The 15,599-nt window shown below is 48.1% G+C and carries 10 protein-coding genes; 3 read left to right on the top strand and 7 right to left on the bottom strand.

The window, feature by feature from the left end:
• Window positions 1–86 precede the first annotated feature (86 nt).
• A complete protein-coding gene (locus tag J1C60_RS16825) occupies window positions 87–488 on the top strand; it encodes a transposase (protein WP_128175698.1) in 402 nt (133 codons plus the stop codon).
• A 1,229-nt stretch (window positions 489–1,717) separates the two neighbouring features.
• Window positions 1,718–2,737: a 2-dehydropantoate 2-reductase gene (locus J1C60_RS16830; protein WP_128175700.1), complete on the top strand. Its 1,020-nt coding sequence runs from the start codon at window positions 1,718–1,720 to the stop codon at window positions 2,735–2,737.
• A gap of 1,142 nt (window positions 2,738–3,879) precedes the next feature.
• Here J1C60_RS16830 and J1C60_RS18630 read toward each other — a convergent pair.
• On the bottom strand, window positions 3,880–6,546 hold the full coding sequence (locus tag J1C60_RS18630; RefSeq protein WP_128175701.1) for a type III effector HrpK domain-containing protein: 2,667 nt from the start codon (window positions 6,544–6,546) through the stop codon (window positions 3,880–3,882).
• Between the two features lie 376 nt (window positions 6,547–6,922).
• Window positions 6,923–7,462, bottom strand: coding sequence for a single-stranded DNA-binding protein SSB1 (gene ssb1, locus J1C60_RS16840; RefSeq protein ID WP_128175703.1), 540 nt, complete (start codon window positions 7,460–7,462; stop codon window positions 6,923–6,925).
• A 228-nt stretch (window positions 7,463–7,690) separates the two neighbouring features.
• Between ssb1 and uvrA the strand changes: the two genes are divergently transcribed.
• Entirely contained in the window at window positions 7,691–10,519 is a 2,829-nt protein-coding gene (uvrA, locus tag J1C60_RS16845; RefSeq protein WP_128175706.1) for an excinuclease ABC subunit UvrA, read from the top strand.
• Window positions 10,520–10,773: 254 nt separating this feature from the next.
• On the opposite strand, the gene J1C60_RS16850 is transcribed toward uvrA, so the two are convergent.
• From J1C60_RS16850 to dnaB, 5 genes are all read right to left on the bottom strand, one after another.
• A complete protein-coding gene (locus tag J1C60_RS16850) occupies window positions 10,774–11,109 on the bottom strand; it encodes an MmcQ/YjbR family DNA-binding protein (RefSeq protein ID WP_128175708.1) in 336 nt (111 codons plus the stop codon).
• Between the two features lies 1 nt (window position 11,110).
• Entirely contained in the window at window positions 11,111–11,527 is a 417-nt protein-coding gene (locus tag J1C60_RS16855; RefSeq protein WP_128175710.1) for a secondary thiamine-phosphate synthase enzyme YjbQ, read from the bottom strand.
• Between the two features lie 204 nt (window positions 11,528–11,731).
• Window positions 11,732–12,925, bottom strand: a complete 1,194-nt coding sequence (locus J1C60_RS16860) for an amino acid aminotransferase (protein WP_128175712.1) — start codon at window positions 12,923–12,925, stop codon at window positions 11,732–11,734.
• Window positions 12,926–13,416: 491 nt separating this feature from the next.
• Window positions 13,417–13,887, bottom strand: a complete 471-nt coding sequence (locus tag J1C60_RS16865) for an Lrp/AsnC family transcriptional regulator (RefSeq protein WP_128175714.1) — start codon at window positions 13,885–13,887, stop codon at window positions 13,417–13,419.
• A gap of 209 nt (window positions 13,888–14,096) precedes the next feature.
• Entirely contained in the window at window positions 14,097–15,503 is a 1,407-nt protein-coding gene (dnaB, locus tag J1C60_RS16870) for a replicative DNA helicase (protein ID WP_128175785.1), read from the bottom strand.
• Between the last annotated feature and the right edge of the window lie 96 nt (window positions 15,504–15,599).

Below are 15,599 nucleotides of genomic sequence, written 5' to 3' on the forward strand. Positions count from 1 at the left end.
TACCGCAATAATATCTCGCATTATTAGTACCAATTATTATTGCGGTTATTCTCATCTACAAATAGTTTAGAAAGGAACAGATAATCATGAGAAAGTCACGATATAGCGAGCAGCAAATCACCAGCGCTATTAAAGCTTCCGAATGTGGAGCAAAGGTAAAAGAAATTTGTGATGAACTGGGCATTTCGGAGGCGACATTTTACAGCTGGAAAAAAAAATATGCAGGTTTATCCTCTGAAGAAGGCAGAAAAATCAAATGTTTAGAAGATAAACTTCAATCAATGACACGTGAACTACAGGCTATCAGTTCAGACAGGGATATGCTGCAAAGCATACTCAAGAATTTTTTCACAACAAATGACAAACGTCAGGCAGTTAATTTTCTTCAGGATACCTATGGGATCGGCACGCGGAGAAGCTGCCGTCTGCTTGATATCAGCCGCAGCGTCTATCATTATCCCTATCAATATGATCATAGTCAGGGATGATACTGACTGTTATTTAACATTTTTTATCCGGAATCCCTGACTTAGCGAAATTTAATGAAAAGTCGCATTCAGTCGTTTCCACCATCATTACCACTAATGATTCAGATAGCGATAATATCTTACTTTTAGCATTATTCTTAATAGCTTTCTTTAAGGTCTTTATTTTTCAACTCATTTTGGCGCTATTGTCCTCTTGATGCAATGATACTAGCGCCATCTTCTCTTTACTCTTATTAATCCTTCATTCTAATGCTAACAACTTTCCGTTAACTATCATAATCTATGCAGCCACTCTTTTTTTGTCATCAATGTGATACTCTCTATGCGTTAGAGATATCGCATGAATACACAATCCTGCTCCATTTTTCTGCACAGCGCTAAATCATTTTTTGATGATACATTAAGTTTTCTTTATTTATACTACCCTTCTGGTTAATGACTAACCAATCTGGTGAATATAAAAATTGAAATAACTTAACTATCAGAAAAAATAAGGTCCGTTTTAATATAGAATTAATGAGATATTGGTCAACTTTTTACTGGCCCATCCCTGCAGCTATTGAAGAAAGGGAGGAAAGGCATGAATTCAGTAGATTGCATTGCCCTTACACTAAAATGGCCACTTTCAGTTCACGATGAGTCCGATATCTTTTCTCTCAAGATTGTGTAAGGCATTGACTTAAATTCAGTGGTAATAGCCATCCTTTACGCCCAAAAAATCTCAATATCCCTTTTAAACCAAAGAATTAGTACCATCGTTGAATGATAATCTCCATGAGATGAGACCAGGATTCAGTAAAGAACGATAACTTTATGGATCCCCTTTGTCCCCCTACAAACGGTTCCCTCTTTCGTTTGTAATCCTATCCGGGTTATCAAAAGCCGACGCCAAACGATCTCTGTTCAGGCATCCATCATGACTTGCTATGCCTGAGCACCCAACCGGACCAGGCACGGGGATCCCCTCTTTTTCCATAATGAAAACGCCGATAAGGCCTGTGATGTTTTTTCATTCATGCCCATTACACCCTCTGTTACAAAGAGCGCATCGCCCCACGCTTACAGGTACGTTATCTTTTTCATCTTTAACGAGTTTATGTCTGGTCGTTTCCTGATCCGGCTATTTTTTTACATAAATGCATGTCGCTAAGATGTGGGGATACCCTTATCTTTTTTTAGCTAAGACATCCTGTGCTTGAATCGAGGTTTCCAGTAAGAGGGGAAGTTATATGAAAGTTTGTATTTATGGCATGGGTGCGATTGGCTGCTGGCTGGCGGTTAAGCTATCACAAGCAGGGCATGAGGTGATCACCATTGCTCAAGGGCAGACTCGCGAGGTTATTGCACGGGAGGGGATTACGCTACATGAGGGCACAGTGACGCATAATGTTAATGTCGCCTGCTACGAGGACCCTGCCGAACTGCCCCATCAGGATTATGTGTTTGTAACGGTTAAATCTCACTCAATGGCTAGCGTGGCGCGAAAGATAGCACCGCTAATGCAAAAAGACACGGTGGCTGTCTCATTGCAGAATGGTATTCCCTGGTGGTTTTGTCGTGGCCTGTCTGCACCTTTCTCGCAACGTATTCTCACCAGTATCGATCCTGACGGAAGCATTTTGCGAGCGATGCCAGCTGAATCAGTCATTGGTGGTGTAGTACATGTTTCATGTATCCGGGAAGCGCTGGCCGTATCACGCCTGCATAAAGGTAACGTACTGGTATTGGGAGAGGCTCTCGGTAATAGTAGTGAACGAAATGAGCGGCTGGTCGCCCTTTTGAACCACGCAGGCATTGATGCCAGGATTTCTCCTAAAATCCATCAAGATGTCTGGTATAAGTTGTGGGGTAATATGACCATGAACCCCATCGGTACCTTAACTGGCGCCACAACTGATCGTATCCTTAATGATGAACTCCTGTTCCCTTTTGTTAGCAATGTGATACGGGAAGCCGAGCGCATTGGAAACGCACTCAATATCAATCCGCAACAATCGGTTGAAGAACTGCTGACGTTAGCAAAGAGTATGGGCGCGATGACCACCTCTATGTTGCAGGACTCCCGGGCAAAACGCCCGTTAGAAATTGATGCGCTTTTAAGCTCGATACATGAATTAGGCATCATAACCGCGATAGAGACGCCGTTCTTAAGTTCTCTTCTTGGTCTGGTCAAACTCTACGCAATGGAAAACGGCCTGTATCCCTCCCATACAACACATGATTTACCGGCTTCAGATTCCCCTCTTTGACTTCCTCTCAGTACTTTTTTGCTTAAGGTGGCTGCTATGCCTTTAGCAACCGATATCTGGACAGGATCGCAGACTCACTTTACCTTTCGTCGTTTTCTTTAAAAGAGGAAAACGACGTCACGCAAAGGGAAGAGGAAAAACAATTTTTTGCTCTAACCTTGTTATCCCGATAGCGAGGCAGATCCTATGTTCAATAAAGCAGAAATAAATGACTAGGAATACTCTCAATATAATTACACCTTACTTACCATAAGAAAATAAATTCTAATTAAAACAACAGGTAAAAAGCATGATTTTTAATACTATAGATTTACTTTCACTTTCCAATTTATTACGGTTGCATCCCTACCGATGAGATGTTAAAAATTAATCTCCACTATCCAGTTATTAAGGAAATAAAAATGAAATTTGCTAAAATCGCTTTTAAATCTGCTGTTGTAACTGCCGTTATTTATTCTGCTGTTGCTGCACAGGCTGTAATGGCAGCTGCATCTTACCGTCCAGATTGGTAAGTCCGGCCGTTTAAGCCAACGTAAAGTAAAACACCATCAGATTATTATTTAGATCCTAAACAGATCAAAAATTTAATCTGATGGTAATAAAAATAAAATATAATAACCCTTAAAAAACAATACAATATGCAACAACAGGATTCCATACAGGATTAAAAAAACTACACACAATGATGGCATTGCCACATACCCCCACTTACAAAATAAAATAAAGACGCTCATGCATGATTTAAAAAATAAAATGCATATACATATCAAATGAAAGCCAAAAAGCGATATCCAGCCACCCTATAAAAATACCCATATACATTTTAATTCAGCCCTTCTTATAAAATTTATTTAACCCGCAGCTTCAACATCCTCACACATTAACTGACGACGATAATCAGAAAAAATAAGCATTAACGTAGCAGAAGGCCTTCCTGAAAAATAATATCTTAATGAGCTGTTTTTATAAAATAGCGGCAGTCTGATTGGAAAGGGTTCGGAGAAATGCTCAGAACCAAACGGGGAAATTAAAAAATCTAATACCTTAATAGCAATCCGTTAAACGCACAAAAATACGCCGCGATGAACAACCTGCCTCACGGCAGGCTGTTCTGCATTTTTATATGGCGTCATGCCTGGCAGTTAGCTCGGTGTCGGAATACCAAACTGTTTTAGCGTTGGATCAACGTTATGATCGAAAGTCTTCTGATCCCTGTGCTTATGAACAGCATCAACAATCGCCTTAACGATCAAAGCAATACTCAGTGCCGCATCAACAACCCAGCCCACAGGCCCAGCCGCCGCACCAAGACTCTCTGCGGCTGCAAAACCGGCAGCTTCTCCGGCAACAGTACCCACTACGCGTCCGATGGCAGAACCCGCCATTCGGCCTAACCCAGAAGATGCCTCTCTTGACAGCACCTTCGCCGCGCCACGGTATCCAGCCTCAGCAGACCCCCTGATGCCATCATAAAGACTTTGGGCTGCTCCGAGCTTATCTCCCGATTTGAGCTGCTCTGCAACGGATGCCAGACCGATGACGCTCAATGCACCGCCACCTATATGTGAAGCCTGTTTAGCAAAGTTCATCCCTGTAGGGCCAATTTTCCGCTCAACCCCCTCGCGCAGATGGGTATATAACTCTTTACCGGACATGTTCTTCGGATCGATATCGTGAGGAAGCACCCCAGTATCTTTAAGCTTATTTATCAGCCCCATTCCCGGCTTTGTAGAACTTAATGCTTTCATTGTTGAGCTGGCATAGCCCTCTTCTGAAGCAGCCGTAGCGCTATCAGGGATTGCCGCTTCATAGATGGCTTTTTTCTTGTCAACGTCTGACAGGATTTTTTCAGCGTCGCCTTTTGGATTATCTTTCAGACCCCGTTCAGCGGCTTTGCCTTTCGTAAAGCTTTCATCATATGAATTTCGAATATCGCCTTTAAGATCCGAGTGGCTGTTAATAAGCCCCTCAAGTGTAGGAACATTGGCACCTGCACCTTTTAAATCACCCTGCAGCTTCAGCTCGGCATCAATGTTGGCCATAGCCACGCTATAATCAACCGGCTCCGCATCCTCCGGTTTCTTACCTTTATTGGCGTTATCAGCTTTATCCCGGGCAGCATGCATATCCTGTTCGAGCGCCTTACCGGATGTTACATCGTCATAACGCTGGCTGACGGCTTTACTAAGCGCAGGATCGCCGGCAATCATATTTTTCTCTGACGCCGGTACGGCCTGATTAAGGTAACTTTTCACGTCAGGATCGGCTTGCAGCTGAGCGATTTTTTCCAGCAGTGCTTGCCTTGTCTTATCAATGTGCCGTAGCGAGCTGCCGCCTTCAACCTGCCCCGCTGTCTGCTGCAGTTTTACCATCACTGCCGCTTTTTGCTCCCCGGTATAATTTTGCGGATTATTAAAAATATCTTCGTTCAGCTTGCTGATATCGACGTCTGAAACGGCATTGAGCGTTGCAGCATCACTAATCATGCTGGAAAATTCACCGCCACTGGTGGGGGCCTGTGACTTAATCCATGCGTCAATATTACCCGAGTTAAACTTTTTATCCGGGTTATGCAGTGCCAACGCTTTCCCCTCCAAACCTCCCTGATCGAGTAAATTAAGAAAACCTGGCTGAGAGAACGTTTTGGTTGATTGCCGCAGCACAGCTGAAAGCCCTGGGTTCTTGTCCAAAATACCTTTTAGTGCGTCACCGGTGATACAGGCATCAACATTGCCATCCTTATCCTGCGCGCCACATCTTATCAGCGGCTCGTTTGCTCTGAGCGTCGCGGCGGAGATCACCATCTGCAACGACTGGGGATCCGCATTTGGATGAGCACTCTGATAATCACTAATATCTTTGGTCGCCGCATCACGGGCTTTTTCCATATTTGATGCAAATGCCTTGTAATCGTTGGTGCTGGTTTTACCGTCCGGCTTATCCCCGTGTTGTCCGGTATCCGTCGCTATTTTCAACGCCGGATTGGCATCAATAAAAGCTTTTGCCCGATCGGCATCCGCACCGCCCTCTGCTGCCATTTTGGCGGCAGCGACCGGGCGATTCATCTCTTTTTCCGCCTGCAAGCGCTCTTCAGGCGGCAGATTAGCCACCAGCGCATCGTATTTTTTCAACTCATCCGGGGACGAGTATTTTGAGTTATCGATAGCATCAGTGTCTTCGGAATGCAGTGTTGGTTCCACGCCGATTGAAACGCCAGCAGGGGCTTCTTGTGCAGTGAGCCTGATTGCCGTCAGATCGGCGACATCGCCATCAATTTTTCCAGGCCCAGTGGATCTGTTTGCTGCCATAGGGGGGGCAGTATCACCGCTTTGTCCGGGCACTGCGGCTCTGTTTGCTGTCAGAGGGGGAGGCGTTTCACCACTTTGCCCAGGCACTGCGGCTCTGTTTGCTGTCTGAGGGAGAGGCGTATAGCCATCTTCCCCATCTTCTTCGGGCACTACGACCCTGTTTGTTGCCAATGGCGCTGCAGCATCGTTACCTTGCCCGGACGCTGGTGGCATGGCTATTCTGATATTATTATTCGCCGGATCGCCCTTTTTTTTCAGGAAACCGTTAATCAACGATGTCAGGTCATTTATCAGCGTCCCTGTCCCTCCAGTCGCCCCCTCACCCGTTTCCCCTTTGCCACCAGTATCACCCGTGTCAGCGAGTTCTGTTTGACCGAACCGAATAGTGTTACCCGGACTGGGGAGGTTCCCCTCATTTGCAGCCGGTGGATTGAACATAGGGGAACCAGAATCTGTATTACCGTAGCTGTCAATGCCAGGTTTAGAAGACGTAATTTGCACAGGGACCACCCTCGATAGACGTTGAACTATCTGAGTGGAAAAAAGGCAGAAACAGTTCCCTTAGATAGAAGATGTATCCGGCAGGTCAATGTGGTTGGAAAAAGCACGCGTTACAGGGTGGAAGGCTCAGAACAGACATTAATCCTGATACGACTGATACCATGATGATAATCATGGTTTACCCTATAGATCTTGCAAGGGCTGGCGCGAAGTAGAGGGATTATCGACAACCAGCTTTTTGTTGATCGACACAGCCCCTCTTTCGAGGTTTAAACCCATTACGGGGTGTAGGCGGAGCTAACCACAAACACACCCGTAACGTATAACCCTCAGGGGAAACCTGAGGTCGTTATTTAGTTTTAAATACACCTTTAAATTAAAAGGGAATATCGTCATCAAAATCCATCGGTGGTTCGTTATTTGCTGGTGCGCTGCTCTGTTGAGGACGTGACTGCGCCCCCCCGCTGAACTGGTTGTTGTTACCCCCCTGCGGAGCCTGAGGCTGCTGGGGTTGTCCCCAACCATTGTTATTGTTGCTCTGTCCTGCCGCCGGAGCACCACCGCCCTGACGTCCACCCAGCATCTGCATGGTGCCACCGACATTGACCACGACTTCCGTGGTGTATTTTTCTACGCCAGCCTGATCGGTCCATTTACGCGTCTGGAGTGCACCTTCGATATAAACTTGCGAGCCTTTGCGCAGATATTCTCCCGCCACTTCAGCCAATTTGCCGAACAGCACAACGCGGTGCCACTCGGTTTTCTCTTTGGTTTCGCCGGTCTGCTTGTCACGCCAGCTTTCGGACGTGGCCAGCGTAATGTTGGCAACTGCACCCCCATTTGGCATATAGCGGACTTCCGGATCCTGACCCAGATTTCCGACAAGAATCACTTTGTTAACGCCTCTGCTGGCCATGTTGGTGTCTCCTGATGAGTATTTACTGAAGTGTAAACCCTAAATTCTACCATGCCATAGGGTCAGTTCCTACTTCCCGATCAACATCGATAAACCTGTCGTCCAGTTGCAGTGTTGCAAGCAAACACTGGATATTCATTCAGGTTTTTTTGTGTCATAATAATACGTTTCGTTCTGGCCGTGCCGGAAAAAAGCACGGTGAGGTCTGCGTTAATCCGGGAAATGTGAATGGATAAGATCGAAGTCCGGGGTGCCCGCACCCATAATTTGAAAAACATCAACCTGATCATCCCGCGCGACAAACTGATCGTTGTCACCGGCCTGTCGGGTTCCGGTAAATCCTCGCTGGCGTTCGATACGCTTTACGCTGAAGGACAACGCCGCTATGTGGAATCCCTTTCTGCTTATGCGCGCCAGTTTCTTTCTTTAATGGAGAAACCGGATGTCGACCATATCGAAGGCCTCTCGCCTGCGATTTCTATCGAGCAGAAATCAACATCGCACAACCCGCGTTCCACCGTCGGAACCATCACTGAAATCCACGACTATTTGCGCTTGCTGTTTGCCCGCGTGGGTGAACCGCGCTGTCCGGATCATGATGTCCCGCTGGCCGCACAAACCGTTAGTCAGATGGTGGATAACGTATTAGCGCAGCCCGAAGGGCAACGCCTGATGCTGCTGGCGCCGGTGGTACAGGACCGCAAGGGCGAACATACTAAAACCCTTGAGAATCTCGCATCACAAGGCTATATCCGCGCACGTATTGACGGCGAAGTATGCGACCTGTCCGATCCGCCCAAGCTTGAACTCCAGAAAAAACACACTATTGAAGTGGTCGTCGATCGCTTTAAAGTCCGCGATGATATTGCCCAGCGCCTGGCTGAATCGTTTGAAACCGCGCTGGAGCTCTCCGGCGGTACCGCCATCGTTGCCGATATGGATAATCCCGAGGCCGATGAGTTGCTGTTCTCAGCAAACTTTGCCTGCCCGGTCTGCGGCTACAGCATGAGCGAGCTTGAGCCACGCCTGTTCTCGTTTAACAACCCAGCCGGTGCCTGCCCAACCTGCGACGGTTTAGGGGTTCAGCAATATTTTGATCCGGATCGCGTGGTACAAAACCCTGAATTATCGCTGGCAGGCGGTGCCATCCGCGGCTGGGATCGTCGTAATTTTTACTATTTTCAGATGCTGAGATCGTTAGCGGAACACCTCAACTTCGACGTTGAAGCACCGTTCAATACCCTCGATGAACGCGTCAGAAAGGTCATCCTTTACGGTTCAGGTAAAGAGAACATTGAATTTAAATATATTAACGATCGCGGTGATACTTCAGTCCGACGTCATCCTTTTGAAGGGGTGCTGCATAATATGGAGCGTCGCTACAAAGAGACCGAATCAGCGGCAGTACGTGAAGATTTAGCGAAATTTATCAACAATCGCGCGTGTACCAGCTGTGAAGGCACCCGTCTGCGTCGTGAGGCGCGCCATGTGTTCGTCGAGAACACCACGCTACCGACCATCTCAGATATGAGCATTGGTCATGCCATGGCATTTTTTCAGAACATGAAGCTCAGCGGCCAACGCGCACAAATTGCGGAGAAAGTGCTGAAAGAGATCGGCGATCGCCTGAAGTTTCTGGTCAATGTCGGTCTGAATTATCTTTCGATGTCACGCTCCGCTGAGACACTATCAGGTGGAGAAGCGCAGCGTATTCGTCTGGCCAGCCAGATCGGCGCTGGTCTGGTCGGCGTAATGTATGTGCTGGATGAACCCTCCATTGGACTGCATCAGCGTGATAACGAACGTTTGCTTGAAACACTGGTTCATCTGCGCGATCTCGGCAATACGGTCATTGTGGTTGAGCATGATGAAGATGCTATCCGTGCCGCTGATCATGTGATTGATATTGGGCCTGGTGCGGGGGTCCACGGAGGCCAGGTCGTGGCCGAAGGCACCGTCGACGATATTATGGCAACAGAAGCGTCGCTGACCGGGCAATTCCTCAGTGGTAAACGCGAAATTGCGATTCCCCGGCAGCGCGTTCCCGCCGATCCGAACAAGGTTCTGAAGCTGGTTGGCGCACGCGGTAATAATCTTAAAGATGTGACCTTAACGCTCCCGGTCGGATTATTCAGCTGCATTACCGGCGTTTCAGGCTCCGGTAAATCGACGCTGATTAACGATACGCTGTTCCCTATCGCCCAACGCCTGCTCAACGGAGCGACCATTGCGGAACCGGCACCCTATCGCAGCGTAAGCGGCATGGAAAATTTCGATAAGGTGATCGATATCGATCAGAGCCCAATTGGCCGCACCCCACGCTCAAATCCGGCAACCTACACCGGTATTTTCACGCCGGTGCGTGAGCTTTTCGCAGGGGTGCCTGAAGCGCGTGCTCGTGGCTACAATCCGGGCCGTTTTAGCTTTAACGTGCGCGGCGGGCGCTGCGAAGCCTGCCAGGGTGATGGCGTGATCAAGGTTGAGATGCACTTTTTGCCCGATATTTATGTGCCGTGCGATCAATGTAAAGGCAAGCGCTATAACCGCGAAACGCTGGAAATTAAATATAAAGGCAAGAGTATCCACGAAGTGCTGGAGATGACCATCGAAGAAGCCCGTGACTTCTTTGATGCCGTTCCGGCGTTGGCGCGTAAGTTACAAACGCTGATGGATGTCGGCCTGTCCTATATTCGTCTGGGTCAGTCAGCAACCACGTTGTCCGGTGGCGAGGCACAGCGCGTGAAGCTTGCGCGTGAGTTGTCCAAACGGGGTACGGGCCAAACACTGTATATCCTGGATGAACCCACCACCGGCCTGCACTTCGCGGATATCCAGCAATTGCTGGAAGTGCTGCACCAGTTGCGCGATCAGGGCAATACCATTGTGGTTATCGAGCACAACCTGGACGTGATTAAAACGGCCGACTGGATTGTCGATCTGGGCCCTGAAGGCGGTAGCGGCGGCGGCGAAATTCTGGTTTCGGGCACACCAGAAACCGTTGCAGAGTGCGAGCAATCTCACACCGCACGTTTCCTGAAACCACTCCTGAAAAAATAGTCACCTGCGGGGCTGAGTTTATCCAGCCCCGCTTAAGATCCTTGTATCCTGTGATATTCACATTCGCCAGCCCATATTAAAATTGCCGTAAAACAACGCCCTCTCCTCTTACGACACTTAATCGCCACCTCTTCTCTGTTCTGTCCCACCCTTAACACAGATGCATTACGCCACCCAGTGGCAGCATACAAAACACGGGGGGCAGGCAACACGTCCACCTGTGTTAACCCAGCAATAGACGTGTACGAATACGACTAAGCACCGCCAGAACGGGTGCTTAACGCCTGTTGGAAAGAGGCATCTATCAGATAATAGATTTGGGAATCCTTCAGGCTACCGTCAAGGAAAACGGTACTCCAGTGTGACTTGTTCAGATGTTCATCTGGCAATATATCTTTATGGGATTCACGCATCAAATCGGCCAACGCGGGTGTTGTTTTTAGCGAAACCGCAGGTCGCCCTTCCATCTCATGCACCATGGCAAAAAGCACATCATCTACCTTGATTTGCGTGGCTTTCCAGTCACTGTGTACGCTCTGTTCTGCACCTGGCTTATTCATACAATAAGATAATAAATCAGAGATATTCATGCTATTCCCCTTGTATCGTGGCGACAATCCGCCTCGGCCCGCCGTCATTGCGATGCTCGCCAAGCCAGATACCTTGCCACCTGCCCAGTAACAAACGTCCACGGCTAATCGGCAATACCAGTGAAGCCCCCAGCAATGACGACTTGATATGGGCAGGCATATCATCGGCACCTTCGTCATCATGTTGATAAGGCGCATTTTCTGGAACATGCCGCAAAAAATACTGTTCCATGTCGCTACGAACGCTGGGATCGCAATTCTCATTCAGTGTGAGTGACGCCGAGGTGTGCTGCAGCAGTAAATGCAGCTGACCTATCTGAACATCACCAAGCCGCCGCAAGTGTCCGATGATTTCATCGGTAATCAGATGAAAACCGCGCGGCTTTCCGGCTAACGTGATGGTCTGCTGATACCACATCTGTATGCCCCTTTTGCCAGATGGTCTGTAGAGTTAATGATTCGAGTTGCTGGAGGCACCGACCGACAATACCGCGTAGTGGCGGCAATTTACCTGCCCCCAAGAGCATTGCAATGATGTGCCCGAAGTGCATAGATGCGGTTTAAGTATAGATAAAAAAACAGCAGGCCACGCCTGCTGTTTTCAGTCAAAATCGCGACATAATCACATCACCGCAGCAAAGGCTTCCGCTACCTGATGAACATTTTTAGCATTCAGACCTGCCACACACATGCGTCCAGTACCGAGCAAATAGACACCAAACTCTTCGCGCAGACGATTAACCTGCTGAACGCTCAAACCGGTGTAACTAAACATGCCGCGCTGCTTCAGTAGATAATCGAAGTTTTTGCCAGGGATAGCAGAAGACAACACGTCCACAAAGACCTGACGCATTTCAAGAATACGCAAACGCATGGTTTCCACTTCGGCCAGCCAGCTCTCTTTGAGCTTTTCGTCGTTTAATACACAGGAAACAACCTGAGCACCAAACGTTGGAGGGCTGGAGTAGATTGGGCGAACGGTGGCTTTCAACTGTCCCAGAACCCGTTCTGCTTCTTCAGGGTTAACACACACGACGGAGAGACCACCAATACGTTCACCGTAAAGCGAGAAGATCTTAGAAAAAGAGTTACTCACCAGCGCAGGCAAGCCTGCTGCTGCAATTGCACGAATGGCATAGGCGTCTTCTTCCATACCTGCCCCAAAACCTTGATAGGCGATATCAAGGAACGGCAGCAGTTCCTGAGCCTTTAACACCTCGATGGCTTCATCCCACTGTGCATCGGTCAGATCGGCACCGGTTGGGTTATGGCAACATGGGTGCAGCAATACGATAGCGTGCTTAGGCAAGGTTTTCAGGTGAGCAATAAAGGCATCATATTTCACACCATTGGTTTCAGTATCGTACCACGGATAGGTATGCACCTTGATGCCGGCACCCGAGAAGACTGCAACATGATTTTCCCATGTTGGATCGCTGACCCACACATCAGAATCCGGAAAATAGCGCTTGAGGAAATCAGCGCCAACTTTCAGCGCCCCGGACCCACCCAGTGTCTGAACCGCGGCAATACGCCCGGCTTTAAGTACTGGATGATCGGCACCAAACAGTAAGGGCGCGATCGCATTACGATAAGAGAGCAATCCTTCCATCGGCAAATAGAGTGAAGCACTTTTCGGCTGTGCATTCAGACGCTCTTCTGCCGCCGCGACAGCCTGCAATTGCGGTATTATGCCCTGTGCGTCGTAATATAATCCGATGCTCAAATTCACCTTATGCGGTCGCGTATCCTGCTTGAATGTCTCCATCAAAGAGAGGATGGGATCGCCGGCGTAGGCATCAACATTTTGAAACACGGTGTAGATCTCCTAAATTAGTTTTAATCTCGCTTTGCGCAGTATGATTCTTTGTTACACCGTGCACGCTACCGTCGCTATCGGTGCTGGATACCCGGATTGCTTACCCCATTTCAGATTGCAGGAAAGCAGATGCCCCCGCAACCAAAAACATTACGGCTATCTCGTTTCTATGCCCACAGTAGCATCGTTGGGCTCTGATTTATCAGATAGTTTGTTATTTGAGATGGAGAAAAAACAGGTGAGGCGGGTTAGCATTGGGTCACATGCGGCAATCGCAGTTTTAACACATTAAAAAATCGCACCATCCGGGGCGCAAATTACAACCGGATGGTGCCAATGAATTAACCCATTGATAACGAAGATTTCTGATTGTCCAATTTTAGGCAAAACCGGACTGATGTACCGCTAAGTTGCACATAGATGTCTAAAAATAATGACTTTCCTGTTCCTTAATATGCCGACAGATTTTGTTAACGGCAGCGCGACAATTAAGGACGGGAGCTCATCATCAAACCATTTTCCTTCAGCCTGTTCAGTACTACAGAGGTTTTAACGTGAGCCACACTCTGATGGCCAGCCACCAGTTGGCTAATGAGCGCACTTAATCCCGCTAAATCAGCAACGGCAACCTTTAATAGATAATCCGCATCCCCGGTGGTTTTCCAGGCATCGACGATCGCCGATTCCCCGGCAACCATCCGATGGAAACTTTCAACATATTCCGACGTGTGATTGATCAGGCGTACTTCTATTAGCCCAATCATTCCCAACCCAACGGCATCTGGTGAAAGACGCGCATGATAGCCAAGAATCAAATTAGCCTGCTCCAGGCTAATACGGCGTCGCGAGCATTGCGATGCTGATAGCCCGACTAAATCACTTAATTCCTGATTGGTAAGTCGACCGTTAGTTTGTAAGAAAGTCAGTATCTTAAGATCGAAGTCATCAATATTGGTCATGACCAATCCACGAATAAATAAAGGCCCAAAGCCACTACAGATAAGCGCATTTTTTCAGGTAATGTCCAACACTATTTTCTAATAGCCAGAAGAAGTCGCGTCATGCTTGCCTGCTGCATAACGCCACCAACGTGCGAAAAGGTACGGACGTCTCTGAAAGAAGGGACCAATGAGACAGCAGCGTTTCTGTCCCTTAGGTTTTATTTTACTTATTCGTCGTCGTATTGCGGTCCGGCGTAGTTATCAAAGCGGGACCATTGGCCATTAAACGTCAGACGTACGGTACCGATGGGACCATTACGCTGCTTACCCAGGATAATTTCAGCGATACCTTTCATATCGCTGTTTTCGTGATATACCTCATCACGATAAATAAACATGATCAGATCGGCATCCTGCTCAATGGAGCCGGACTCACGCAGATCCGAGTTAACTGGACGTTTATCTGCACGTTGCTCCAACGAGCGGTTAAGCTGCGATAATGCCACCACCGGTACCTGTAGCTCTTTTGCTAATGCTTTCAGCGAGCGGGAGATTTCGGCAATTTCCAGCGTACGATTATCTGAAAGTGAAGGAACACGCATTAGCTGGAGGTAGTCGATCATAATCAGGCTCAGCCCATCGTTTTCACGGAAGACACGACGCGCACGGGAACGGACCTCAGTTGGTGTCAGGCCTGAAGAATCATCGATATACATGTTCTTCTTCTCAAGCAGAATGCCCATCGTAGCCGAGATACGCGCCCAGTCTTCATCGTCCAACTGACCGGTTCGAATACGCGTCTGATCCACACGCGATAAGGATGCCAGCATACGCATCATGATCTGCTCGCCGGGCATCTCAAGACTGAAGATTAAGACGGGTTTATCCTGCAACATCGCCGCGTTTTCACACAGGTTCATGGCGAAGGTCGTTTTCCCCATTGACGGACGCGCGGCAACGATAATCAAATCCGATCGCTGCAGGCCTGCAGTTTTCTTGTTCAGATCCTGATAGCCGGTATCCACACCCGTGACGCCATCATGTGGCGTTTGATACAGGGATTCAATGCGGGACACCGTAGCCTCAAGTATCTGATCGATGCTTTTAGGGCCTTCATCTTTATTGGCACGGCTTTCCGCAATCTGGAAAACGCGAGATTCAGCAAGATCCAGCAGATCCTCACTGCTACGTCCCTGCGGATCAAAACCGGCATCGGCGATCTCGTTGGCAACAGAAATCATTTCACGTACAACCGCACGTTCACGAACAATATCGGCATAAGCGCCAATGTTTGCCGCACTTGGCGTATTTTTTGATAACTCGGCCAGATAGGCAAAACCGCCAACCATGTCCAGTTCGCCCTTCTGCTCAAGTGATTCAGAAAGAGTGATAAGGTCAATCGGTTTGCTCATCTCAAGCAGACGTTGCATTTCGCCAAAGATCAGCCGATGTGGACGACTAAAGAAATCCTCCGCAACCACGCGCTCTGCAACGTTATCCCAACGTTCATTATCCAGCATCAAACCACCCAACACCGACTGCTCCGCTTCCAATGAATGAGGCGGTAGTTTTAGCCCTTCCATCTGGCGGTCACGCGTTTCGTTCGATTTGTTGGTGGGTTTATTTCCTGCCATAGTGAATGCAATACCGAAAATCAGTTGAGGAGACGCGCAAGTATACTCGTTCATGTGCTTTACGTCCTCTCATCAATCACGCGGAGTTAACAGGAG

This window comes from [Pantoea] beijingensis, assembly GCF_022647505.1.
In the GTDB taxonomy this organism is placed as follows: domain Bacteria; phylum Pseudomonadota; class Gammaproteobacteria; order Enterobacterales; family Enterobacteriaceae; genus Erwinia; species Erwinia beijingensis.

What these genes read in the sequence shown, in the direction of transcription:
- ssb1 (WP_128175703.1), bottom strand. Translation starts at nt 7,462, where the DNA reads ATGGCCAGCAGAGGCGTTAACAAAGTGATTCTTGTCGGAAATCTGGGT.
- J1C60_RS16830 (WP_128175700.1), top strand. Translation starts at nt 1,718, where the DNA reads ATGAAAGTTTGTATTTATGGCATGGGTGCGATTGGCTGCTGGCTGGCG.
- J1C60_RS16855 (WP_128175710.1), bottom strand. Translation starts at nt 11,527, where the DNA reads ATGTGGTATCAGCAGACCATCACGTTAGCCGGAAAGCCGCGCGGTTTT.
- dnaB (WP_128175785.1), bottom strand. Translation starts at nt 15,503, where the DNA reads ATGGCAGGAAATAAACCCACCAACAAATCGAACGAAACGCGTGACCGC.
- J1C60_RS16865 (WP_128175714.1), bottom strand. Translation starts at nt 13,887, where the DNA reads ATGACCAATATTGATGACTTCGATCTTAAGATACTGACTTTCTTACAA.
- uvrA (WP_128175706.1), top strand. Translation starts at nt 7,691, where the DNA reads ATGGATAAGATCGAAGTCCGGGGTGCCCGCACCCATAATTTGAAAAAC.
- J1C60_RS16825 (WP_128175698.1), top strand. Translation starts at nt 87, where the DNA reads ATGAGAAAGTCACGATATAGCGAGCAGCAAATCACCAGCGCTATTAAA.
- J1C60_RS16850 (WP_128175708.1), bottom strand. Translation starts at nt 11,109, where the DNA reads ATGAATATCTCTGATTTATTATCTTATTGTATGAATAAGCCAGGTGCA.